The 22,849-nt window shown below is 31.0% G+C and carries 23 protein-coding genes and 1 tRNA gene; 15 read left to right on the top strand and 9 right to left on the bottom strand.

The window, feature by feature from the left end; all coding sequences use genetic code 11:
- Positions 1-181: 181 nt before the first annotated feature.
- The 5 genes from mce (at position 182) to truB (ending at position 3,311) form a co-directional block, all read left to right on the top strand.
- A complete protein-coding gene (mce, locus tag N534_RS0109540) occupies positions 182-592 on the top strand; it encodes a methylmalonyl-CoA epimerase (protein ID WP_028892271.1) in 411 nt (136 codons plus the stop codon).
- A gap of 91 nt (positions 593-683) precedes the next feature.
- Positions 684-1,562: an ABC transporter permease gene (locus N534_RS0109535; RefSeq protein ID WP_028892270.1), complete on the top strand. Its 879-nt coding sequence runs from the start codon at positions 684-686 to the stop codon at positions 1,560-1,562.
- Positions 1,563-1,572: 10 nt separating this feature from the next.
- Complete coding sequence (locus tag N534_RS0109530; RefSeq protein ID WP_028892269.1) at positions 1,573-1,815, top strand: DUF3098 domain-containing protein; 243 nt, start codon at positions 1,573-1,575, stop codon at positions 1,813-1,815.
- A gap of 2 nt (positions 1,816-1,817) precedes the next feature.
- The gene (locus N534_RS0109525) at positions 1,818-2,612 is read left to right on the top strand and encodes an undecaprenyl-diphosphate phosphatase (protein ID WP_028892268.1); all 795 of its coding nucleotides are present in this window, start codon (positions 1,818-1,820) and stop codon (positions 2,610-2,612) included.
- Complete coding sequence (gene truB, locus N534_RS0109520) at positions 2,613-3,311, top strand: tRNA pseudouridine(55) synthase TruB (protein WP_028892267.1); 699 nt, start codon at positions 2,613-2,615, stop codon at positions 3,309-3,311.
- A 19-nt stretch (positions 3,312-3,330) separates the two neighbouring features.
- On the opposite strand, the gene N534_RS0109515 is transcribed toward truB, so the two are convergent.
- From N534_RS0109515 to N534_RS0109500, 4 genes are all read right to left on the bottom strand, one after another.
- A complete protein-coding gene (locus N534_RS0109515; RefSeq protein ID WP_028892266.1) occupies positions 3,331-5,079 on the bottom strand; it encodes an Ig-like domain-containing protein in 1,749 nt (582 codons plus the stop codon).
- A 27-nt stretch (positions 5,080-5,106) separates the two neighbouring features.
- Positions 5,107-5,586 carry a hypothetical protein gene (locus N534_RS0109510; protein WP_028892265.1) on the bottom strand — a complete coding sequence of 160 codons (480 nt, stop codon included), beginning with the start codon at positions 5,584-5,586 and terminating at the stop codon, positions 5,107-5,109.
- A 90-nt stretch (positions 5,587-5,676) separates the two neighbouring features.
- Positions 5,677-6,267, bottom strand: coding sequence for a thioredoxin family protein (locus N534_RS0109505; protein WP_028892264.1), 591 nt, complete (start codon positions 6,265-6,267; stop codon positions 5,677-5,679).
- Positions 6,268-6,378: 111 nt separating this feature from the next.
- Positions 6,379-7,344, bottom strand: coding sequence for an NAD-dependent epimerase/dehydratase family protein (locus tag N534_RS0109500; protein ID WP_028892263.1), 966 nt, complete (start codon positions 7,342-7,344; stop codon positions 6,379-6,381).
- Positions 7,345-7,528: 184 nt separating this feature from the next.
- Between N534_RS0109500 and N534_RS14680 the strand changes: the two genes are divergently transcribed.
- Complete coding sequence (locus N534_RS14680) at positions 7,529-8,053, top strand: hypothetical protein (protein ID WP_051435891.1); 525 nt, start codon at positions 7,529-7,531, stop codon at positions 8,051-8,053.
- On the opposite strand, the gene N534_RS0109490 is transcribed toward N534_RS14680, so the two are convergent.
- The 5 genes from N534_RS0109490 to N534_RS0109470 form a co-directional block, all read right to left on the bottom strand.
- Positions 8,040-8,510 carry a regulatory protein RecX gene (locus N534_RS0109490; RefSeq protein WP_028892262.1) on the bottom strand — a complete coding sequence of 157 codons (471 nt, stop codon included), beginning with the start codon at positions 8,508-8,510 and terminating at the stop codon, positions 8,040-8,042. The two genes, N534_RS14680 and N534_RS0109490, sit on opposite strands and share 14 nt — an antisense overlap.
- Positions 8,511-8,580: 70 nt before the next feature.
- The gene (locus N534_RS0109485; protein ID WP_028892261.1) at positions 8,581-12,045 is read right to left on the bottom strand and encodes an efflux RND transporter permease subunit; all 3,465 of its coding nucleotides are present in this window, start codon (positions 12,043-12,045) and stop codon (positions 8,581-8,583) included.
- 21 nt (positions 12,046-12,066) lie between these two features.
- Complete coding sequence (locus N534_RS0109480) at positions 12,067-13,251, bottom strand: efflux RND transporter periplasmic adaptor subunit (protein WP_028892260.1); 1,185 nt, start codon at positions 13,249-13,251, stop codon at positions 12,067-12,069.
- A gap of 11 nt (positions 13,252-13,262) precedes the next feature.
- On the bottom strand, positions 13,263-14,600 hold the full coding sequence (locus N534_RS0109475) for a TolC family protein (RefSeq protein ID WP_028892259.1): 1,338 nt from the start codon (positions 14,598-14,600) through the stop codon (positions 13,263-13,265).
- Between the two features lie 5 nt (positions 14,601-14,605).
- Entirely contained in the window at positions 14,606-15,214 is a 609-nt protein-coding gene (locus N534_RS0109470) for a TetR/AcrR family transcriptional regulator (protein WP_028892258.1), read from the bottom strand.
- Positions 15,215-15,340: 126 nt separating this feature from the next.
- Between N534_RS0109470 and N534_RS0109465 the strand changes: the two genes are divergently transcribed.
- From N534_RS0109465 to N534_RS0109425, 9 genes are all read left to right on the top strand, one after another.
- Entirely contained in the window at positions 15,341-16,312 is a 972-nt protein-coding gene (locus N534_RS0109465) for a polyprenyl synthetase family protein (RefSeq protein WP_028892257.1), read from the top strand.
- A gap of 53 nt (positions 16,313-16,365) precedes the next feature.
- A tRNA-Ile gene (locus N534_RS0109460) sits at positions 16,366-16,439 on the top strand.
- A 90-nt stretch (positions 16,440-16,529) separates the two neighbouring features.
- The gene (locus N534_RS0109455) at positions 16,530-17,318 is read left to right on the top strand and encodes a hypothetical protein (RefSeq protein WP_028892256.1); all 789 of its coding nucleotides are present in this window, start codon (positions 16,530-16,532) and stop codon (positions 17,316-17,318) included.
- Between the two features lie 141 nt (positions 17,319-17,459).
- Positions 17,460-17,747: a helix-turn-helix domain-containing protein gene (locus N534_RS0109450; protein ID WP_028892255.1), complete on the top strand. Its 288-nt coding sequence runs from the start codon at positions 17,460-17,462 to the stop codon at positions 17,745-17,747.
- Positions 17,732-19,003 (top strand): DUF3987 domain-containing protein, encoded by a 1,272-nt coding sequence (locus tag N534_RS0109445; protein ID WP_028892254.1) that lies wholly within the window; start codon positions 17,732-17,734, stop codon positions 19,001-19,003. Before N534_RS0109450 ends, N534_RS0109445 begins: the two co-directional genes overlap by 16 nt.
- A 72-nt stretch (positions 19,004-19,075) precedes the next feature.
- Entirely contained in the window at positions 19,076-20,287 is a 1,212-nt protein-coding gene (locus N534_RS0109440; protein ID WP_038005875.1) for a site-specific integrase, read from the top strand.
- A gap of 90 nt (positions 20,288-20,377) precedes the next feature.
- A complete protein-coding gene (locus N534_RS0109435; RefSeq protein WP_028892252.1) occupies positions 20,378-21,253 on the top strand; it encodes an AAA family ATPase in 876 nt (291 codons plus the stop codon).
- A gap of 22 nt (positions 21,254-21,275) precedes the next feature.
- Entirely contained in the window at positions 21,276-21,755 is a 480-nt protein-coding gene (locus N534_RS0109430; protein WP_028892251.1) for an HAD domain-containing protein, read from the top strand.
- Positions 21,756-21,796: 41 nt separating this feature from the next.
- Positions 21,797-22,831 (top strand): DUF3871 family protein, encoded by a 1,035-nt coding sequence (locus N534_RS0109425; protein WP_028892250.1) that lies wholly within the window; start codon positions 21,797-21,799, stop codon positions 22,829-22,831.
- The last annotated feature ends 18 nt before the right edge of the window (positions 22,832-22,849 follow it).

The following is a 22,849-nucleotide window of genomic DNA, read 5'->3' as shown; positions in this document are numbered from 1 at the left end:
AAAATAGCCTTTTAAAAAAACCTTATTAAAAACTATGTTTTCAACCATTTAACAACTCATATAGTATTTACAAAAGGGAAAAACACCCTAAAAGCACCAATATTTAAACTGTTTATTTTTCATGCCATATACTCTTGTTTTTTATGAAGCTTTTAAGAAGAGTTTTTTATACTTTTACCCTATGAATAAAATTGAACATATTGGTATCGCCGTTAAGGACTTAGAAAAATCGAATGCTTTATTTGCCGCTCTTTTTGGAGAATCACACTATAAAATTGAAGAAGTAGCTAGCGAAGGAGTAAAAACCTCATTTTTTAAATCTGGACCTAATAAAATTGAATTATTGGAAGCTACCAACCCAGACAGTCCGATTTCAAAATTTATAGAAAAAAAAGGTGAAGGAATTCATCATATTGCTTTTGCTGTAGATAACATAAAAGAAGAAATTAAACGTTTAAAGAGTGAAGGTTTTACAATTTTAAACGAAACTCCTAAAAAAGGAGCTGATAACAAACTAGTAGCTTTCTTACATCCTAAATCTACTAACGGGGTATTAATTGAATTGTGCCAAGAGATTTCAGGAAACGACTAGAATAAACAATTTCAACAAGCAGTGATAATTGAAGATTGATATTTGAAATTTGATTCACTATCTTGCAACGTCTTAAAATCAACATGTAACAATGACAACCTCTTTTGATTCTTTTCAAAAACGCCGTTTACAATCTTCATATATATCAGTAGTAGTTAGTATTGCTCTGGTACTTTTTATGATAGGTGTTTTAGGATTGGTTTTATTAAAGTCTACCAAAGTAGCTAATCACTTTAAAGAAAAAGTAGTGATGACACTTTTTTTGAAAGACGAAGTAACTAATGAAAGTGTAAAAAAGCTGAAAGAATCTATTCAGAAGGAAGCTTTTGTTAATAAGGTAATTTACATTCCTAAAGAAGAAGCAGCTAAAGAATACAAAAAAGATTTAGGAGAAGATTTCTTGCAGTTTTTAGGAGACAATCCCTTAAAAAATGGAATCGACATTTATCTAAAGGCAGATTATGTAACTCCAGAAAAAATGACAGAACTTGAAGAAACTTTTGAGAAAAATAAGTTCATTGCTGAAGTAAACTACGATAAACCATTAGTGCAATTATTAACTAAAAATATTCAACGTATTAGTTTTTGGTTATTGGTATTAAGTGGTTTTTTTGGGTTAGTAGCCATCATTCTAATCAACAGTTCTATTCGACTATCTATTTACTCAAAACGATTCAATATTAAAACCATGCAAATGGTAGGTGCTACAAAAAGCTTTATTCGTAAACCATTTATTTGGCAGAGTATTAGGTTAGGATTACTAGGTGCTTTTATAGCTATTAGTGGATTAGCTGTTTTAATTTATTATGTAGACAAATACATTCCAACTTTAGAATTGTTTACAGATTACGTAGCATTGGGCTATGTAGCAGGAGGAATTATATTAATTGCCTTTTTCATTACATGGATTAGCACTTTCTTTGCTACACAGCGCTTTTTAAATCTACAAACAAACGACTTATACTATTAGTAAACTATTTATGAAAAAAGATAATTCACCAAAACAAGAATTTTTATTCGGCAAGAGAAATTACATGATTATGTTAATCGGTATTGCCGTAATTGCCTTAGGATTTATTTTAATGGCAGGTGGCGGTAGTGACGATCCTAACGTTTTTAATCCTGATATTTATAACTGGCAAAGAATTCGCTTAGCTCCTACCTTGGTAATTATCGGATTGGGTATAGAAATTTATGCTATTTTTGCCAATCCTAAAAAATAAACATGGATTTATTAGAAGCGATTATCCTTGGAATTATTCAAGGACTTACTGAATTTTTACCCGTATCATCTAGTGGACATTTAGAGTTAGCCAAAGCCATTTTTGGAGACACTTCTGTACCTCAAGAAAGTTTAACTTTTACAGTAGTTTTACACGCTGCAACAGCGCTAAGTACTATTGTAGTATTTAGAAAAGAAATTGCTGAAATTTTTAGAGGCCTTTTCCAGTTTAAATGGAATGAGGAAATGCAATTTTCGGTAAAAATCATCTTATCTATGATTCCCGCTGTAGTAATTGGGTTAGCCTTTGAAAAAGAATTAGAAAGCTTTTTTGGCGGAAAAATTTTATTAGTAGGATTCATGCTTTTAATAACTGCTGTATTGCTTTTATTAGCTGACAAAGCTAAAAACACCAATAAAAGTGTTTCTTTTAAAAACGCTGTAATCATAGGAATCTCCCAAGCTATTGCCATGTTACCTGGTATTTCTCGTTCAGGTGCTACTATTTCAACTTCAGTATTGTTAGGAGTAGATCGTACCAGAGCCGCTCGCTTTTCTTTTTTAATGGTTGTACCTTTAATTTTAGGAAAAGTTGCTAAAGATATTTTAAGTGGAGAAATTAATTTTCAGAGCTCGGAAATTGTTCCTTTATCTGCTGGATTTATTGCAGCTTTTATATCTGGTTTACTAGCATGTACTTGGATGATAGCTTTAGTTAAGAGAAGTAAATTATCGTATTTTTCTTTATACTGTGCTATTGTAGGTTTAATTGCCATTGGCTATTCTTTATTTTTCTAAATGACTGCGGAAGATTACAAAAACGGACAAATTTTATTGATTGATAAACCACTAGAATGGACTTCTTTTCAGGTGGTAAATAAGCTTCGTTGGCATATTCGTAAACACTTTAATATTAAAAAAATTAAAGTAGGACATGCTGGAACTTTAGACCCTTTAGCTACTGGTTTGTTAATTATTTGTACTGGTAAACAAACCAAAAACATTAATGAATATCAAGGTCAAATAAAAGAATATACAGGAACGTTTGTTATTGGTGCTACCACACCAAGTTATGATTTAGAAACAGAAATCAACGAGACGTTTCCTACAGAGCATATAACGGAAGAATTGCTACATAAAACTACTGAGCAATTTACAGGGAAAATTCAGCAAAAACCACCTATTTTTTCTGCTATTAAAAAAGATGGAAAACGCTTATACGAATTAGCTCGCAAAGGTGAAACCACTGAAATCAAAGCTCGTGAAGTAGAAATTAACGAGTTTAAAATCACAAAGATTGATTTACCAAATGTTGAATTTAGAATTGTGTGTAGCAAAGGAACTTATATCCGCTCAATTGCTAATGATTACGGAGAAGCGTTAAAGTCTGGAGCACATTTATCTGTATTACGAAGAACCAAGATTGGAGATTTTTCTGTAGATAATGCTCAGAGTCTTGATGAATTTGTAAATAGTATAAAAGAAAAAAGCGAGTAAAAACTCGCTTTTTTCTTTTTTATTGTTTGAACAATTTAACCGTTTTGAAATCTTTTATTTTTAAGTAGTAAATACCCGATGATAATTCTTCAATGTTTAAATTCTGATTTAATACACTTCCATATTTAACCTCTTTACCTAAAACATTATAAATTTTATACTTTAAATTTCTAACCTTATTTGGTAAAACTACCATTTTAGACGCAGGATTAGGGTATACTTGTAACACTTCAAAATTTTCTTCAGCTAATCCTAATTCTGCCACTTGATATGTTGGGGAAGAATAAACTTGTATTCCTCTTTTAGCACTTTTAGACGTGCTAGAAATTGTCATTTCAACTCTATAACTTCCTGTTTCAGTAACTTTAAAAGATTTACTTGTTGCTCCTTCTATTTTAGTTTGAGTTTGAGCATTAAACCATTGGTAAGAATCCGCTTCTAAGGAAGCCATTAAATCATCTCCGTTTCTTTCAATACTAGTATCTATATCTTCTTTAATAATATCAACATTTAAAACAGTAAAACACCCAACTGCATCAAAAACTCTAACTATGTAACTACCCTCTGATAAATCAGAAAAAATAGCATTTTGACCAGTAGCTAATACTACTCCAGTATTATTCAATAATTCATAAAAATAAGGAGGTATTCCTCCTGTTGCTTCAACTTTGATTACTCCACTTGGCTCATTTCCTGTTGGTATAATAGTAGCGGTTATTACAATTGGATTCGGTTCATTAATAATAATGCTTGAGGTTTGATGTACATTTATCCCATCATTAACTTCAACATAATATTCACCAGCACATAACCCATCAAAAACATTACTATTATTGCTTGTTACAACTTCAATCCCTTCTTTAAATAACTTGTAAGCATAATTACCTGAACCTCCTGTGACAGTCACTTCAATATAACCATTACAATCAGCAGAACATGTTACATTGCCCATAATTACAGATGCTGCCATTGGGTTTGGAGTATCTTCCACAGTAACAGTTACCGTAGCAGAATCACTATCTCCATTTGCATCAGTAAGCGAGTATGTAAATGTATCTTCACCTACAAAATCTGTAATTGGAGTATATATAAAAACCCCATCTCCAGTATCAGATAAGGCACCATTGTTAGGCTGTGTAAGAATTACAAAAGCGTTTGTTGCTGCCCCATCATCACCTATCACATCATTAGCTCCAAGATCAATAGTAACAGGATTATTTTTGGTTGTTGATACAGAATTATCATTAGCAACTGGAACGGAATTATTTGAAGTTGTAATGGCAAAAACTAAAGAGATCAAACACCCATTACTATCTCTAACGATTATTAAGTAGTCTCCTTGGGATAAACCCGTAAAAGTATTTGTACTTACAAAACCTTCATTATTTAAACTATACCCGTATGTCCCTGAACCTCCGGTAGCAGTAACTACAGCAGAATTTTCCGTTATATTAACATAAGCAGATAAAATTGGTGGCTCATCTATAGTTAATGTTTGTGAAACTATTGCTCCTTCAGAATCTCTGGTAAATGCCTCATAAACGCCAGCACATAAATTGGTAAAAGTATTTAAAGTTACAAAAGTGTTTCCTCCATCTATAGAATACTCATATGCTCCTGAACCTCCAGTAGCAGTAACTTCAATAACACCATTACAATCATCAGCACAAAGAATTGATTCAACTATAGTTGCTGTCGCTTCTAAATCTTGAGCAAAAGTTGATAACGATGTAAATAATAAAAAAAGAAATACAGTAATTTTTTTCATAGCTAGGGATTAAAAAAAATAAATATATTATAAAAACCGACTATACCAACTTTCAGTAATTGGTACTTCCCAATAATTTTCTAATTCACCTTTGGTTTGCACTAAATTATCAAAAACAACTGTTTTAGCGGATACGGACTTCTTTTTAAGCAGCGTTTTAAACTCTTTTACATCTTTGTACTGGATGAATTCTCCTTGCTTAAAACACACGTTCATTTTATCTAATAATTCAACTTCATATTCTTGCTGTAATTGTAAAATAAAAGCTACTTGCTGATCAATATCTGCGTTAGTCAATTGAGCATCTTCTTCCGCAGAAAAAATAATAAAACGATTGTATTTCAATTCAAAAGAAGCTTTAAAACCAGCATCATCTTGTTTCCAAGCCTCTACAAAACTGTTTAATTTTTCTTTTAATTCGTCAATTTCTTGAGGATAAAATTTTCGACTTGATGGATATATCCATACTTTGGCTTCTTCTGATAAAGAATTGAATTCTACAAACATATTAATTCATTATGGGCGCAAAGATAGAAAAAACAATTCCCCTTCTTGAATAAAATCAAAAAGGGGAATTGTTATTATTTTTAAGCTCAATTATTTCAACATTGAGACAATATCTTCTTGAGTATTTTCTCCTTTATTTTTATTGTACCAAACTTGTAAATCTTCTTTAAACTCGGCATCTAAGCTCCCTTTTCTTGCTTTGTAATCAGCAACCATTTGCGTAGCCATCGTAGGTCTTGGTCCCCAAGTGTTAATTACTTCGTTTTCCTTATTTAAAGCTATTAATTTAGGAATTGACCTTCCTCCATTCGTTAAAAACTCATCCATTAATTCCAAGTTTTCATCACGTAAAACTAATTTAAAATTGATGTTTGGATTTTCAGCCGCTATTTTATGAATCACAGGGATGTTTTGTGCTGCATCACCACACCACCCTTCAGTTAATACTAACCAAGTTTGTGGTTCTTTTACGTCTTTAATTTTAGCAATTGTTTCCTTGGTAAGTTGAATTGTTTTATCCAAACGCTTCATACGCTTGTCATTTAACTTACTATAATTTAACAAATCATCAGACTGATTCGGCCCTGTAGATTTGCCTTGCGTTAACAAATCGCTTACTAAATTTCTATACTCAGTATATGACAATGCTCTTTCTAAGCTTTCTTCTATAATTTTTTTCATCATTAACATGTTGCTATTGCAAAAATATTCCTTCTATACTATAAAATTCGTAACCTAAGTTACACTTAACTATAAAACTTGAATACCATAGACGAAAGAAAGAATGTAACCTTACACCTCTGCTGACTCTTCAGCTTTTGCTTGTAAATTTGTAATGATGTCTTTAGTCATAGAAGCTAAATCAAACTGATGTCTCCATCCCCAATCTTTTCTTGCTGCTGAATCATCAATTACTTGAGGCCAACTGTCTGCAATCGCTTGTCTAAAGTCTGGATTATATGTAATGGTAAACTCTGGAATGTATTTTTTAATTTCAGTAGCTATTTCAGCTGGTGTAAAACTAATTGCCGCTAAGTTGTATGAAGTTCTTATTTTAATATTCTCTTCATCTGCTTGCATTAATTGAATAGTAGCATTAATAGCATCGTCCATATACATCATTGGTAAACGTGTATTTTCTGATAAAAAGCACTCAAAAGTTCCTTTTTTCAATGCATCAAAGTAAATATCAACAGCATAATCAGTCGTTCCTCCACCTGGCAAAGTTTTCCAGCTTATAATTCCTGGATAACGAATGCTTCGTACATCTACCCCATATTTATCGTGGTAATAATTACACCAATGTTCACCTGCCACCTTACTAATTCCGTACACTGTAGAAGGCTCCATAATAGTTTGTTGTGGTGTATTCATTTTTGGCGAAGTAGGTCCAAACGCCGCCATAGAACTAGGCCAATATACTTTTTCTATATGTTTTTCTTTTGCTAACTCTAATACGGCTAACAAAGAAGTCATATTTAAATCCCAACCTTTCAATGGATATTTTTCTGCAGTTGCAGATAACATTGCCGCCATTAAATACACTTGGGTTACTTTATATTTTTGAACAACACTTAAAATTTGCTCTTGGTTGGTAGCATCGATGATTTCAAAAGGACCAGAACTCATCATTTCTGCATTTCCTTCTCTAATATCTGAAGCTATTACATTATCTTTTCCATAAATAGAACGTAATTTTTGGGTTAATTCTGTCCCTATTTGCCCGCAAGCTCCTAAAATTAATATAGTATCACTCATTTTTAATTGTTCAAAAATATATGCTCGCAAAGTTATTAAATTTAAGATTTCGCAAAAAGTATTTGTTCTTTTTTAACTATCTACAATACAGAATGCTAACCTACTGATTTCAAACTTCTAATTTAATTCTACAGGTAATACCAAGTAAAATATGTATTTTTATCGTTTTAATTTTTCAAATAAAATGAGTCGTTTTTTATATGTTACTGCTACGTTAATTCTTTTCCTTTCTTCTTGTCAAAAAAAGAAAGAACAAAAAACGGAATTACCTACAAAAACTGAAATGCATGTTTCGGTTAAGCATTCAGATTACTCAAAAATAAACGATGATTACTTGAAAGAAATTAAACCTTGGAAAGAGTATTTTACTGTTGAAGGTTTTTTACATGAGTTAAAAAACACGACACCTACCGAGGCTTTAAACAACGCTGTTGAGCTAAAAAAAATATCTAAGCAACTAAAAGATAGCTTAAACATAGAAGCTCTTAAAACTCCTGCTTTTAAAGCTCGTATTAATGTTTTTGAAAACGAAACTTTACGTTTGGCTGATATGACTTTAATCCCTTCTATTTCTGCCAGTGAAGTAAACAGCCAAGTAGAAAAAATTATGGTGATTTTTGGTAGTGTTAATGATAAAATAAACACTGTATACACTAAGAAAAAATTTGATAAAGAAATTAATCTTGATAGTTTATTTAAGAATCAATAGTTTTTAACGCTTCGTATATTAAATTACTTTCAAAACCACGATACAACAAGTAATCGGCTATTTTCTTTTTTCGTTTGAAGTGATTGGTTTCCGTAACAGATGCATTCTTCTTTTCTACTAATTCATATAAGGTTTTGATGTATTCTTCTTCATCAATTTCTTTCAATGCTGATTTTATATTATAAGCAGAGATATCACGAAACTTTAGTTCTCTAACAATTCGCTCTTTTCCCCATTTTTTAATTCTGAATTTCCCTCTAGCAAAACTTTTAGCAAAACGCTCTTCATTTAAAAAGTTATGCTCCAATAAATGTAATAAAATATGCTCTCTAGCTTCTGGAATTAAACGGTATTCTTTTAGTTTAGCTTCTATCTCTTTATGACATCTGTCTTGGTATACACAATAATGCTCCATTTTTCGCTTAATCTGCTCAACTGTAAAAACCTGTTTATTCATAGTACGAAAATATAAAAAAGGGTTAAAAACATATTGCTTTTAACCCTTTTTACAGTTAACAAAAAATCAATTATAGAACGCTACGTAACCACATTTTAAATTTAGTGATTAAGTAGAATAATATCGGCACTACTATTAGTGTTAAGAAAGTAGCTATGAATAGTCCGTAAATAACTGTCCATGCTAAAGGCCCCCAGAACACTACGTTATCTCCTCCTACATATATATGTGGATTTAACTCACTTGCTAATGTAAAGAAGTTGATATTTAATCCTGTAGCTAAAGGAATTAATCCTAAAATTGTGGTAATTGCAGTTAATAATACTGGACGCAAACGTGCTTTACCTCCCCTGATGATTGCTTCTTCTAAAGTATTTATATCAACATACTCATCTTCTTCTAATTCTTGCTCTGCTTTCTTACGGTCAATTAATAGCTGAGTATAATCCAAGAGTACTACCCCGTTATTTACTACAATACCCGCAAGTGAAATGATTCCCATCATGGTCATCATAATTACAAATGGTTTTGCTGTAATAATCAATCCGCCAAAAACTCCAATCAAACTTAAAAAGATTGCTAACATGATAATTGCAGGTTTTGAAACAGAATTAAACTGGAAGATTAATATTAAAAAGATCAATCCTAATCCTCCAAAAAATGCTTTCATCAAGAATGCCATTTGTTTGTTTTGCTCCTCTATTTGACCTGTATAATCAACTTTTACTGTCGCTGGTTTTTCAGTAAACGACTTCATTTCATGCTGAATTTTAGACACAATTGCTGCAGCATCTGTATACCCAGGGGCTAAGGCTGAATACACTGTTACAACCCTTCTTACATCTTTATGCTTAATTGCACTAAAACCTGAAGTATTTGTTTGTTCTGCTACCGCTGATATAGGAATTTCTTTGATGGTTCCTGTAGCCATGTCTCTAAAAGTAATCTTTTGATTGAAGATCGCACTTTTATTATACCTATTTTGTTCATTAAAGCGTACATAAATATCGTAATCGTCTCCATCTTCCTTGTAAATCCCCGCTTTTGATCCAAAAATAGCATTACGCAATTGGCTTCCTACTTGAGATGAACTCACCCCTAACTCTCCTGCTTTTTTACGATCTACATTTACTAACATTGATGGTTTTGACTTATTCACATCAATCTTTAATTCATCAATACCTGCAATACTTTTAGCATTGATAAAATCACGCATTTTTTCAGCAGTATTAATTAATTCACCGTAATCTTTTCCTTCTAGCTCAATATTAATTGGATATCCCGCAGGTGGTCCTACCGCTTCTTTTTCAACAGAAATTTCTAATCCAGGATAAATACCACGTAAAGCTTCTGTTACTTTCTTTTGTAATTCTTTACTATCTGCTCCTCTACGGTATTTATACTCGCGCATGGATGCTGTAATCTTTCCTTTATGAGGCATTTCTGCAGTAGAACCTCCATCTGTTTGTGGATTTCCAGAACCTGCACCCACTTGAGACACCGCACTTTCAACCATAAAGTTATACCCGTTGTCTACATACTCAGGAGCATTTAACACTTTATAAACTCGTTCTTCCAAATCTTTCATAATCAGATTCGTTTTTTCAATATCGGTTCCTTGTGGATATTCGATATATACTATAATCTGATTAGGTGTATTATCTGGGAAGAATTCTACCTTGGTTCTTTTATTCTCAATAGATGTTTTAAAACCATAACCTGCTCCAATCAATAATAAAAATGTCAACCCTGAAATAATATAAGGCCTCCAACCTTTTAATGCAACTCGAAGTGTTTTTTCATAAAAACGTTCCCAACGTGGCAGTATTCTATTCTGAAAAGCATTTGCCCATGGTCTAAGAAACAATCGATACATCCACAACATAATTGAGGTAAATATCATTACTGTACCAAGAGCTCTATATACTCCACCCATTAAAGCAATTAACAGCCCTATAACAGCCATGGTAACCGATAAAATAATAATACGTCTTAACGGCATATTTTTATCTTCAACACTCATAAACTGAGACACCAAAACCGAATTAAAGAAAATAGCAACCAATAAAGATGATCCTAAAACAGCCGACAATGTTATTGGAAAATACTTCATAAACTGCCCCATAGTTCCTGGCCATAACCCTAAAGGAACAAAAGCTGCTACTGTTGTTAAAGTTGATATAATAATTGGAAATGCGATTTCACCGATACCTTTCTTAGCTGCCTCAATTCTAGGCATTCCTTCATCCATTAAACGATATACGTTTTCAACAACTACAATACCATTATCTACTAACATTCCAAGTCCCATAATTAACCCAAAAAGAATCATGGTATTCATCGTGTAACCCGCCCAACTTAATATCATTAATGACATAAACATAGACATTGGGATTGCAAACCCTACGAATAAAGCATTTTTAAACCCTAAGAAGAACATTAAAACCAGTACTACTAGGATTACCCCAAAAATGATGTTATTTACCAAATCATCTACTTGACCAATAGTTTTTGAAGATTGATCGTTAGCGATGGTTACTTTTAAATTACTTGGAAATATATTGGCTTTGGTATCTTCTACTATTTTCTGGATTTTTTCAGCAGCCTCTACCATATTTTTTCCTGAACGCTTTTTCACATCTAACATCACCACTGCTTCACCAAACTCACGTGCATAGGTAGTTTTATCTTTATCTTTAAAAGAAACCTTAGCTATATCTTTTAAGTAAATAGAGTTCCCTTTTTCAGATTTTACTACAAAATCTTGTAATTCTTGTGGGTTTTCAATTTCACCTAAAATACGAACCGTACGTCGTTGACCACTGGCAATTAAATTTCCTGCCGACATGGTTAAGTTACCTCCGTTAATTGAATTGATTACATCTTGAAAACTTACCTGAGCCGCCATCATTTTGTAAATATCTACCGCTACCTCAACCTCTTTTTCTTCAGCACCACGGATATCTACTTTTTTAATTTCTTGTAAGTCTTCTATTTCATCTTCTAAGTACTCACCAAATTCTTTTAATTTATCAACTGGATAATCTCCTGAAATGTTGATATTTAAAATTGGCATTTCTTCAGAAAGACTCAATTCAAAAACATTAGGCTCTACTTTAGCTCCATTAAACGTAGGCCAATCTTCTCCTGATGTTTCTTGATCAATTTCATCTTTTACTTTTTGTTTAGCTTGATCTACTGTAATTTTTTCATCAAACTCTACCACTACCATCGAATAGTCTTCTTGTGATGTTGAAGTTATTTCAACAACATTACTCACTGTTTTAAGCCTATCTTCAATAGGATCAGTGATTAGCTTTTCTATATCTTCGGCAGTGTTTCCTGGATATAAAGAACTGATATATATTTTTGTTTCTTTAATTTCAGGAAAATTCTCTCTTGGCATACTTAAAAAGGCAGATATACCTGATATAAGTATGATTACCATCATCACGTAGATGGTTGTTTTGTTATTTATTGCCCAAGAAGATAAACCGAATTCTTTATCTACTTGTTTTTTTTGTTTTTCAGTCATGAGTTGTACAACTTTTATGGGTTATTTCGCGTCTTGTGAAACTGTTAAAATCTTCACTTCCTGTCCGTTTTTAACGCTACGCGCCCCTTCGTCAATAATTTTTACTCCGCTCTCAACTCCACTCAACACCTCTATAATATCTCCTTGTGTTTTTCCTGTACTAATAATGGCTTGTTTAGCTGTTCCTACCTCATCTTTTATGTTTTCTACAACATAAATGTATTGCTCACCATTGGCATTTTCAGAAATAATACTTTGAGGAATTAAAATTGCCTTTTCATTAGAATAATCGTTAATTTTTAGTTTCGCAGTTAGGTTTGGCTTGATCTTACCATCTGTATTTGGAACTCCAACTTCAACCTTAAAAGTTCTGTTTGCTGGATTGATAAAATTACCTGCTTGACGAATTTTAGAAGTTATTTTTTCTCCTAAAACTGGAAACTCAACCTCTACTGCTTTCCCTTTTTTAATTGATGTGATATAGCTTTCTGGAACATCTGTTTCTATATACATATCTTTAAGGTTTACTATTCTAAACACTTCAGATCCCATACCTGGAGCTACAACAGTTCCTTGTTCTTTAATTACATCATCTATAACTCCAGAAAAAGGTGCTGTTATTACTGATTTTGCTAACTGTCTTCTTAACTGATTTACAGCATTGGTTTGAGCTTCGTAATTTGTTTTAGCTTGTAAATACTGAATTTCTGACCCTATTTTTTGTTCCCATAAACGTTTTTGACGTTTGTATGTGGTTTCTGCCAAAGCTGCTTGAGTTTCAACTTGTGCTAATTGATTCGATAATCCTCCATCATCAATTTTCGCTAAAGCTTGCCCTTTTCTTACTTGCTGACCTTCTTTAACATAAATTCTTACTAACTGACCTGGCATTTCTGGGTAGATTAGTACATTTTGTTTTGTTTGTACGTTTCCTTGTAACTCTAAATAGTGATTAAAAACTTCTTCTTTAGCAGAAAGTACAGTAATTAAAGGAACTTTTTTATTTGTGTCTAACTCAGATATTTTGCTATTTAAAAGTTTAATATCTTCTGTTAATGTTTGTATTTTATCTTCGACTGATGCTTTTTTCTCTCTAATTTTAGCCAAGTCGTTAGATGCAACTACATCTTGTACTGATTGCTCTTTTTTACCTCCACAAGAAGCTAAAAGCAATGTAATTGCGAATAATGAATATATTTTTCTCATTATAGTAGATTTTATTTTAGTGGTATATTTAATGCGTTTTCTAATTGTGCTTTTTTAGCTATTACGTTCAACATTGATTGTACGTAATTGTTTTGTTGTGTGTATAGCTGATTTTGTGCTTGTAATAAATCGAAACTTGAAGAAATTCCTTCAAAAAACTTTACTTGCTGCTTTTTTTCTATTCGCTCTGCTAAGGCTAAATTTTTCTTAGCTGTTTCATAGTTTTCTATTCCTAATTGATATTCGCTCTTAGCTGTTTCAACTTGCAGATTTAATTTTTGCTTTGCTTCTTCTAATCGGATATCAGCATTCTCTAACTCTATTTTTGCTTGTTTTACTTTAGCATTTCTTCCAAAAGAGCTGAAAATTGGAACGTTTAAACTAACTCCTAACAAAGATGAACCTAACCAACGTTGATTACTATCTAAAAAGGTAAATGAATCAGAAAAAGCTGTTACCCCATAATTTACAAATGCTGATAGAGTTGGTAAGTACTTACTTTGCTCTAGCTTCATTAATAAACGTTTACTTTCTCTATCGTTTTGGGCAATTCTGAAATCGATATGATTATCAATGTCAAACTGAGTAGCTAACAAACTCAAATCGGTGTTATCCACAACTAAATTATCTAAAGTAGATGTCAATGTCAGTTTAGTATCAATAGAATTTCCTAACGAAACGTTTAACATTTGATATGCTATTTCTCTTAATCTTTCTGCATTTCTTAAGTTACTTTCAACGTTTCCAAGTGTTATTTGAAGTTGCTCTACATTTTCTAACTCAGTTAATCCATTGTCATAGGTTTTTTGAGTTTCATCTAAGTTCTTTTCAAGTACAGCTTTATTTCTTTCTAAAATTTCTATCGATTTTTCGGTAACCAACACATTTCCATAAGCATTTACTACAGCTTCACGAGTTGATAATTCTGTTTTCTCTTTAGCTTGTTCTGAAATTTTTAAATAGGTTTTAGCAGATTGTAATCCTACTAAATAAGATCCATCAAAAATTAACTGACTCAATGTTACCGAAGCTTTTGTAGTTTGCTTTTTGGTAAAAATCAATTCTTCATCTACTCCATCGTTGTTAAAATCTACTAATTGAACTTGTTGTTTTAACCAATTTTGATAATCGACTACACCATTTACTTGCGGCAACCCAATAGTTGTAGTTTCCCATTTTTTCTTTTTTGCTGCCTCAATATTATTTAAAGAAACTTTATTCTCGTAACTGTTCTTTATAGCGTAATCAATTGCTTCTTGCATTGATAAGCTCATTTCTTTTTCTTGTTCCTGGGCGATAATACCCCCTATAAAAAAGAATATAAATACACTACTTATGTATTTTTTCATTGTTTTTAGTTTTGATTCGTAATTTTTAGTTGTTTTTCTAATTCTTTCACTCCTTCATCAGTGGCTATTGCCCTGATATGATATTCTAAAATTTCATATTCAATTTTCATTATTTCTTGAACTTCGTCTCCATATAATTCGCTTTCAAAAACACCAAAAACCAAGGTGAAATAAAAATTCACCATTAGCTCTTTGTCAATATTTGCTCTATACAATCCTTGTTCTATTCCTTTTGTTAAATTACTTACAATACAATCTCTAAACATGCATACCTCGCGTTCCATTAATTTAGCATAGGTTTCTGGGTAGTACTTTTTAAGTTGATACATAGGTGATGCTTTTGAATTTTTAAGCATCTCTTTAAAAATTGCTTTTACAGCAAACTCTTCTTCTACTGCGTTGTAATTTTTACTTTTTATTGCACAAATAGTTTCTCCTATTGTGTTATGAACCGCTTCGGTACTAGCATCTACCAAAGTTGTTTTATTAGGAAAGTACTTATATAGTGTCTTTTTTGACATACCAAGTTCTTTCGCTATATCATCCATCGTTGTGCTTTTAAACCCTAAGGTTAAAAACATTTCTCCTGCTTTATTTATAATTTTATTTCTCATAATTGACGGCAAAAATACAACAGGAAACTTTAGAAACAAAAAAAGTTTCCTAAGTTTTAATCTTTTTTTAACACAGACATACATTTAGAATTTTTGTTTACCGTATTTTTACAAAAATTTTCAGATTTGGACATACTATCATATCAATCAGACTTTATAGCTTATTTAGAATCTCAGAAATTTTCTAGAGAACCTAAAAACCTTTATGAACCAATTGATTATATACTTCAATTAGGAGGAAAAAGAATTCGTCCTATGCTTACTCTTATTGCTTCAGATATTTTTTCTGGTGATTATAAACAAGCATTACCAGCCGCATTAGCTGTTGAAGTTTTTCACAACTTTACTTTAGTGCATGATGATATTATGGATGATGCGCCTTTACGTAGAGGAAACGAAACTGTTCATGAAAAATGGAATATTAATACCGCTATTCTTTCTGGAGATGCTATGCTAATTTTAGCATATCAATATTTTGAAAACTATGAGCCAGTTGTTTTTCAAAAATTAGCGCAACTGTTCAGTAAAACTGCTTTAGAAGTTTGTGATGGGCAACAACTGGATGTTGATTTTGAAACAAGAAATGATGTAACCATCGATGAATATATCAAAATGATTACGTTGAAAACATCAGTTTTAGTTGCTGCCGCTCTAAAAATGGGTGCTATTGTAGCAAAAGCTGACGAAGATCAGGCTCAACATTTATATGACTACGGTTTAAATTTAGGTATCGCTTTTCAATTACAAGATGACTATTTAGATACTTTCGGTGACCCAGAATCTTTTGGAAAACAAGTAGGTGGTGACATTATAGAAAACAAAAAAACCTACTTATACTTAAAAGCTTTAGAAGTTTCCAACTCTAACGATAAAGAAAACTTATTAAATCTTTACAACGGAAAAGAAAAAAACAATTCAGAAAAAATATATACTGTTTCAACCATTTTTAGAAACAATAATATTCCTGAAGAAACTTTTAAACTTATTGAGTACTACACAAATAAGGCTTTTGAAAGCCTTGATCACCTAAACATAAGTGAGCAACAAAAACAGGGTTTACGTGTTTTCGGTGAAAATTTAATGAGTAGAAAAGTTTAAAAAAATAGTTATTTATTTAAAAAAGTTTTTATTTTTGCAGTCCAAATAAAACAGGTCCTATAGCTCAGCTGGTTAGAGCACCTGACTCATAATCAGGGGGTCCATGGTTCGAGCCCATGTGGGACCACTTTTAAATTCAAGCACTTACATATTATTTGTAAGTGCTTTTTTATTTTGCCTGCAACATACCTGCAACATTTTGTAAATTTGATGGTCTATGAATACTTTTAAACTTAAAAAATACATAGAGGACTATGTCTATACAGAATTTGAATCTGAGTTAATCTCTAGAGAAATTTTCCCTCTAAAAGAAATTACGTTTATCTTATTTGATGAAAGCATCAATACATCTAAAAGTATCATACAACTACCTAAAACTTCTTTAAACCATTTAGAAAAACTTTTACAAGAATTCAATCTAGAATCTTATATAAATGAATTTTTAACACTAGTTGCTCTTTCTCAAAAAAACTACCTACTATATAATGGTGAGTTAGATGATGATTTACACAAAGACTTTATAGATGAAAAAAAAGACCTCATAAAATTACTAGACGTAATAAATCACTCATTTTCTAACAAAAAAGATTTACACTCTATTTCTTTTAAGTATAACTCAAATCAATCAAAAACTATAAAAAACTTTTTTGTTTTAGATGAAATACATGAAGCACTTGCTAAATATTACGATATAAACAAATGTAATTTTACTAAAAAGAAAGACGAGTTAACTAAACTTACAAATCAATTTAACTACAAAAAAGGGAAAGACTATATTAAATCAAAAGTTGTAATATCTATATTCTCATTTTTTGAAAATAATTATCCAAACATTTCAGAAAATCAATCTCTAAAATTCTGCGGTGTCTTTTTACATATTTGTCAAATACCTTCCAATAATAATCATCCTATAATAGAAATCGGAAATATTAAAGATAGTCTAGAGTTAATAGACCATCAAAATATAAGACATTATAAAAATCAAAGATTTACTTTCTTCAAATAGCATTCCTTTTACTGAAACAAAAAAAGCTCAAAAACAGGTTTTTCATGTTTCAATATAAACCTCCTTCTCTCAATAGTTTTGTTCTCGCAAACAAGATGCCTAAATTGAATGAGCTCAAGGCATCTCTTAAATATTATTAAAATGAGAGAAAATAATCATCAAAATATCCCAAACGCACAATTAATTATGCAAAAGGAGATATTAAGCTTTAAAGAAGCTTTAGTTTACTTAGATGTTAGTGAATCTTTCTTATACAAACTAACAGCTAAAAAGGCTATAGAATTTACCAAACCTAATGGTGGTAAAATATATTTCAGTAAAGAAAACCTAAATAATTGGATGCTTTCAAATACATCGCAAAGCAAAAAAACTTTGGAAACTGAAATACTTGAACATTTAAAAAAGAACCAAAAATGCAGAGAAGATTAATAGAAAAGTCAGTTTATAAAAAGCTGCCTGACACATTAAAATCTTTAACTGATTTATTTGATGGCAGAGAAAAAGACATAGTACTGTTGTCTAGCTTAGGAGTTCTAAGTAATTGTATTCCTAATGTATTTGGAATTTACGATGGTGATACTGTTTATCCACATTTATATGTAATAATTATTGCACCACCAGCATCAGGAAAGGGAGTAATGAATAATTCAAGAATACTAATTGAAAAAATTCACGACAAAATACTTAATGACAGTAAAATTGAAAACTCAGTTTGTGAGCAAGACAAGAAAAAGAATAAAGATAATACCGAACCTTGTCCTAATTTACAAGTAAAGATTTTACCTGCTAATATTAGTAATGCTGAAATGTATAACTTCCTAGGTTCAAGTCAACATGGGGTATTAATAATGGAATCTGAAGCAGACACTATGAGTAACATGTTAAATAATGATTGGAGTAATTACTCAGATGTTTTGCGCAAAGCTTTTCATCACGAACCTCTCTCAATCAGTAGAAAAATTGACAAGATGTATGAAGACATTAAAGAACCTAAGCTATCCATGGTTATCTCAGGAACTCCTGACCAATTAAAACCTCTGATTAAATCAAGAGAAAACGGACTTTTTTCTAGGTTTATAATATACAACTTTGATGAAGTCAGTGATTTTAAAGACGTTTTTGCTCTAAAAACTAGAGACAATAAGGTCGTTTTTAAAACTATCGGCGAGGAAATATTTAATCTCTACGGTTCACTAATAGCAATTGAAAAACCAATTGAATTTTCTTTTACAAAAAGCCAACAGAAGAAGTTTTTAGATAGAATAAGACCCATTAGAAATGATATAATCAATAATCATTCAGAAGCTTTTATATCAAACCTTCATAGACATGGTTTAGTTCTATTTAGAATAGCTATGATTTTAACAGTGCTAAGAAATAAGGAAACAATGAATGAGCAAACTAATATTATATGTTCAAATCAAGACTTTATTACTGCTTTGTATTTAACAAAAACCTTATTAAGACATAGCCAATTCACTTTTAACACTATTGACAATGGAGTTTTATCTATACAAGATGAAGAAATTTTAGACTCTCTAAATCAACAATTCTCAAGAAAGGATGCAATAGAGTCTGGAAGTAAAAAGGGTATTCCCAAGAGAACGGTTGACGATAAATTGGCTCAATGGCGAAGAAAAAAAGCTATTCGAAAAGTAAAAAAAGGTACATACAAAAAACTGTAAGTATGTAACTATTGCAACACATGTAACAACTGCCTCTTTTCTGAGGCAGTTTACTCAAAGATTTTATTAATTATGATAAAGGCAACAATAAAATTGATGCTTGATAATAAACCATTGTCTAATGGTAAGCATGCAATCTATTTAAGAATATTAAAAGACCGTAAAAGAAAAAATATAAGTCTTGGTTTACAATGTAAAAAAGAACACTTCATTAATGGTGAACTAACTAAAAAACATCCAAACCATCAATTAGAAAATGAAATGTTATTAAAATTAAAATCTAGAGCACTAGAGATTATAAGAAACTATCAATTAACACAATCTGATTTTTCACTAAAAGAGTTTGAACAAGATTTTAGAGGTGTTAAAAAAAATGTAGAGATTAATGCTATAGATTTCTTCAAAGAAATAATAGAAGAACTAACAAGGTCTGGTAAAATTGGTAATGCACAAGCATATAAAGGAACTATGAACTCTTTAATTAAATTTAGGAGTGGCACAATAAAGTTTAAAGATATTACTCCAACGTTTCTAGAGAAATATGAAGTATATCTTAGAGAAAATAATAATACAAATGGAGGAATAAAATTCAAAATGCGTCATTTAAAAGCACTATATAATAAAGCTAGAAAAAGAAGCATTATACCAAATGAACCTTACCCTTTTAATGAATATAAATTCTCTAGCCTTAAATCTGAATCAAGAAAAATCGCTTTAACATTAGATGAGTATAAAAAAATTAAAAACTTTGATTTATCCCAATACCCAAATCTTGTAGAAGCCCACAACTATTTCATGTTTTCTGTTTATGCTAGAGGGATGAATTTTAAAGACATGATGCATTTAAAGTGGTCGGATATTCAAAATGGAAGAATATACTATACCCGTTCTAAAACAAAAGGTAAATTGAATCTTGAAATAATTCCGCCGCTAGAAGAAATTTTAAATTATTACAGAAGTCAAAACAGAGATACAGAATACATTTTCCCTATTCTTTTACAAGACGATTTAACACCTACTCAAGTTTACAACAGAAGACACAAAGTTATTAGGAGATACAATAGAAAACTTAAAGAATTAGCAAGATTATCTGGATTACAGAAAAAACCAACTTCTTACGTCGCTAGACATACTTTTGCTACTGTGCTAAAAATGACAGGCACTCCTATTGAGAAAATCACAGAAATGATGGCTCATGGTGACGTTTCTGTTACAATAGCCTACCTTAAAGAATTTTCAAATGAAGATTTAGACAAGGAAAACCGAAAGTTTATAGACTTATAACACACAACAACTAAGGTTGGTTTCATTATGAAATTAACCTTTTTCATTTTTATATGAAACAAATAAATATTAACCTTAACACATAAAATTATGCAATTAAAAAAAAGTAAAAGACAAAATGTAAAACTCAGATTAGGAATATCTGGAGCTAGTGGATTTGGAAAAACTCATTCAGCTTTACTATTAGCCTATGGAATGACTCAAGATTGGACTAAAATAGCTGTGATTGACACAGAAAATAGCTCTGCTAGTTTATATTCAGATTTAGGGAATTTTAATGTGCTAGACCTAAAAGCACCTTATAGTCCAGAAAGATACATTGAGGCTATTGAAGTGTGTGAAAAATCTAATATGGAGGTTATTATCATTGATAGTATAACACATGAATGGAATGGTACAGGTGGTTGCTTACAAATCCATGAACAATTAGGAGGTAGATTCCAAGATTGGGGAAAAGTCACTCCAAGACATCAAGCCTTTATTGATAAAATCTTACAGTCTTCTTGCCATATTATTACAACCACCAGAAGAAAAATTGATTATTCCTTAGACATAGGTTCCAATGGTAGAACTAAAGTTGTAAAACATGGTACTAAAGAAATTACTCGTGAAGGGTTTGAATATGAATTAACCGTAAATTTTGAATTAGTAAACGACCAACATTTAGCCAAAGCAAGTAAAGATAGAACAGGTTTGTTTATGAATAAACCTGAATTTATAATTACCTCTAAAACTGGAGAACGCTTATTAAAATGGTGTAATTCAAAACCTATTTCCGTAAAAGAAGTGATAGAACAAATTAACTCTTGTTTATCTATTTCTGAACTGTCAAATATTTATAATAAGTATTCTGATTTCCAACAAAAATTAGAGCCACAATTCAGAAATAAGAAACAACAATTGGAACAATTAACTAATCATAAAAACTTTAGTTCAAATGGAGCTAGTAATCACTTAACTCATTAATATATTTTACTATTTTAGTCTTATGAATATTCTATTTTTAGACATCGATGGTGTGCTTAATAGTAGGCAATGGCATAGTTCTGAAAACTGTAAAGTTTTAGGAACTTCTGTTAAGCGTTTTTTTGACCCTGTTTGTGTTAAATACTTAAATAGGATTGTAAATGAAACAGAAACTAAAGTAGTTATATCTTCTTCGTGGAGAATATTAAGGAGTTTACAAAATCTACAAGACTTATTTAAATCTATTGGTTTTACAGGTAAAATATTTGGTAAAACAGAAGATTTATCAATTTTTGAACCTGATACTCCAAACTTGAGAGGTGTTGAAATTCAAAATTGGATAAAAGACAATCAAAAGCACTTTAAAACCCCTATAAAATATATCATTTTAGATGATGAAGATGATTTTTTAAAAGAACAAAAACTGTTCTTTTTTCAAACTAATCCTGATATTGGATTAGATACTTCAATTACTGAAAAAATCATCTCCTTTTTTAAGTAACTATTGAACTAATTACACATTAAAATTAAACTTTTTACACAATGGAACTAATACCAGTTTACAAGGGTAATAATCCCCCCTTGAATAATATTATTGTAGGAAATGGATTAACCAAAAACAATCCGATTATATTACCACAAGAGAGAATAAAAGAAGAATTTAAACAAAATCCATTTATAGAGGCTAACACTAAAGAGGTAAGCCTTTCTTTTTTAAAAAATGATTGTATTATCCCTGTATTTGCAAAGGATAACGAAAGAACTATAAGCCATCAAGAGTTTATAGAAATCACACAAGATTGTATCATGAGCGTTTACCCTCAGCATAACATAGGTTTACCTGAAATAAGAGTTAGCCATCAAATAAAAGGAAGAGTTCCTGAAGCTATACACAAACCTGCCAAAGATTTATTCGATAATGAAAAAACTCAATACTTTGAGAGAATGGCTTTTATAACGAGGATTCCTTCAATTAAAGAGAGCGTTAATGGTAATTTAATTTCTCTGGTGGTAGGAGGAGTTAGAGCCTATAATAGAGAAAATTTGTACAGCAAAAAGTCATTTGAAAAATTTCAAGTATTCATTGGCTTCCAAAATATGGTATGTTGCAATCTATGTGTTTCTACTGATGGATTTAAAAGCGAAATACGCGTGTCCAATTACACAGAATTAAAAGAAAAGATATTAGACCTAATTAAATCTTATCAAATTGAAAAACATTTAAAATCTATACAGGGCTTAACGAATAAATATCTTACAGAAACTCAATTTGCTCAACTTATAGGTAGAGCTAAAATGTATCAATTTTTATCCAAAGATGAAAAACTGCGAATACCACCATTACAATTAAATGATGGACAAATTTCTACCATTGCAAAAGACTTTTACCAAGATGAAAGATTTTGTAAAAATGAAAGCGGTAGTATTAATCTGTGGAATTTATACAACTTATTCACTTCGGCTAATAAGAGTAGTTACATTGATACTTTTTTAGATAGAAATGTGAACGTTTTTGACTTTACAAATTCAATCTCTAAAGCTATCAATGGTAATTCTTATCATTGGTTTTTAAGTTGATGTGTGCCCAATCTCTAT

It is taken from the genome of Tenacibaculum sp. 47A_GOM-205m, assembly GCF_000518405.1.
GTDB classification, from domain to species: Bacteria; Bacteroidota; Bacteroidia; order Flavobacteriales; family Flavobacteriaceae; genus Polaribacter; species Polaribacter lutimaris.
Note: the sequence above shows the minus strand (reverse complement) of the source record. Positions and strands in the feature narration are given on the sequence as shown.